1 protein-coding gene is annotated in these 2,244 nt (G+C 74.6%); it reads right to left on the bottom strand.

The window, feature by feature from the left end; all coding sequences use genetic code 11:
* Window positions 1-2,244, bottom strand: a 2,244-nt coding sequence (locus tag ON38_RS37150; protein WP_039827571.1) for a condensation domain-containing protein, incomplete at both ends; no start/stop codon positions are given.

The following is a 2,244-nucleotide window of genomic DNA, read 5'->3' as shown; positions in this document are numbered from 1 at the left end:
GCAGCGCCGGGGCGCTCGCCGATTCCGAACCGGTGCCGGTGGGCGCCGATCCCGCTGCCGCGGTGGAACGGCGCTCCGGCAGCGGCTCCGGGCCGGGACCGCTCTCGGCGGACACGGCCTCGGAAAGCACTGCCGAGGAGTCCACGTCGGGCTGCGCGCCGAGCCGCGACCGGCGTTGCGGCAACGACACCGGTGCCGGATCGGATACCCCGGCCGGTTCCGGTTCCGCGAGCGAGCCGTTGTCGTGCTGCGGCCTGCGCCGGTGCAGTTTCGGTGTCGCGGCGCCGGCCTCGGGGAAACCCGTTTCTGTGCCGGGGTGTTCCGGTTGTGCGCGGGCAGCGGACCGGCGGCCGGGCAGCGCCGGCGGCGTGGGATCGACGGTAGCCGCCGACTCGCCGGCGGCACCACCGCCGTACCGGGGCCCGGCCTGCGGTGGCACCGAGGACTCGGCGGCCTGCTCCGATACCGGCTCACCGGCAGGCCCACTGTCGTGCCGGGGCCGGCGCTGCGGCAGGGCACCGGATCGGGCGACCGGTTCCGGACTCGCGGCGTCGGGCGCCGAATGCGACGGTCCCGGACGACGCTGCGGCAACGAAACCGGACCCGGATCGTCCACCGGCGCCGCCTCGGCATCCGGTTCCGGCCGACGCTGCGGCAACGAAACCGAACTCGGCTCGGCTGCCAACTCCGCATCCGCATCCGGTCGCCGACGACGCTGTGGGAGCGCGGACGGTGACGCTGTCGCTGTCGCGGCCGAATCGAGCTCGTCCGCGTCGTTTCCGGTCGCCGCCGGGGGCACGGTGTCGCCCGTGGGGGACGCGGTCTGCTCCGGTCCGGGTTCCGGCTGCGCGGACGCGCCGGTTCCGGTGGCCGTTCCCCGTTGCGGGAGGCCGGCCCCGGCCGCGTCGGCGTCCGTACCCGGAACGGGTGTCTCGGCATCCGGTATCCGGCGCCGCGGCAGTTCGCCCGCATCGGGCGCGCCGGCCGTATCCGGCAGCGGGTTCGCGGCGGCCGCGGGTTGTGCGTGACGACGCGGTAGCGCGCCGTGACCCGACTCGTGCGCCGCGGCATCCGGTATGCCGGTGACCGGGCGGAGCAGTGAGGTGACCTCCGCGTCCGGTACCGGTTCGGGCATCTGCGTGGGCACCGGCTCCGCCGCGGGTTGCGGCGCGGGCGCCGGTCCGGCGAGGCCGACATCGGGGCGCAGACCGTGCTCGGCGAGACCGCCGAGCGCCCGGACCCAGTGCTCGGCGAAAGTTTTCACGTCCTCGCCGGCGAAAACGTCGGTCGCGTAGTCGAACCGGCACAGCAGGCCGTCGTCGGTGGCGTCGACGCTCAGTGCCAGTGGGACGCCGTCGGCCGGGCCGTCGGTGTGCACCCGGGCCGGGCGCAGATCCCGATAGCGCAGGGTGAGCCGGCCGGATTCGGCGGCGGCGAACTCGGCGGTGGTCTCCGGGTTCAGGTAGCGCAGTAGCGCGTAACCCGCACCGCCGTCGGGTACCGACCGATACAGGTCACGGATCTGAACGAGCGCGCTGCCCGCGGCGGACCCACCGACCAGCGCCTCGGTGGTATCGATATCGACGATCCGGACCGACAGCGGGAACTCCGTGGCGAATCCGCCGACCAGATCGCCGGTTCCGTTCGCGAACGAACGGGCGTCGGCGTCACAACGCACCAGGGAGCCGATCGCACGGGCGACTTTGCCCTGCGCGCCGGTGTGCAGGGCGACGGCGACTGCGGTCAGCAGCACCTCGGGCACGGTGGCCCCGTAGGCCGCGGCCGCCGCGGTCACCGCGGCGGTGCCCTCGGCGGTGATGGCCAGCGAGACCCGGCGGCGGGCCCGGAGATCGGCGGTCCCGAGCGGGGCCGCGATCTGGGCGCCGGCCAGGTTGCGCCGCCACCAGCCGGACTCGTCCAGGAGTTCGATGGAGCGGGCGTGCGCGTCCAGGGCGTGCACCAGCTGCGGGAGTTTGTTCTCGGGGGTGGCGGGGGCGAGTTCGGCGCCGGACCAGCCGGCGAGGAGCTCGTCGATGATGATCCGCCACGAGCGGTCGTCGACGGCCAGTCCGTTGGCCACCACCACGAGCCGCCGGGCCGGTTCGGTACCGGTGACGACGAAATGGATATTGCGGCCGGTCGCGGGGTCGAGCGCGTCGGCGGCCGCCTGCACCACGTCGTCGGTGGCCACGGTGTTCTCACCGGATTCCGGGCCGAGCCACCAGTACTGGCGCTCGCCCCGCT

Origin of the sequence: Nocardia testacea NBRC 100365, from assembly GCF_000308775.1 — a bacterium.
Taxonomy (GTDB): Bacteria; Actinomycetota; Actinomycetes; order Mycobacteriales; family Mycobacteriaceae; genus Nocardia; species Nocardia testacea.
The sequence above is the reverse complement of the archived record's forward strand: the minus strand, read 5'-3'. Positions and strand labels throughout refer to the sequence as shown.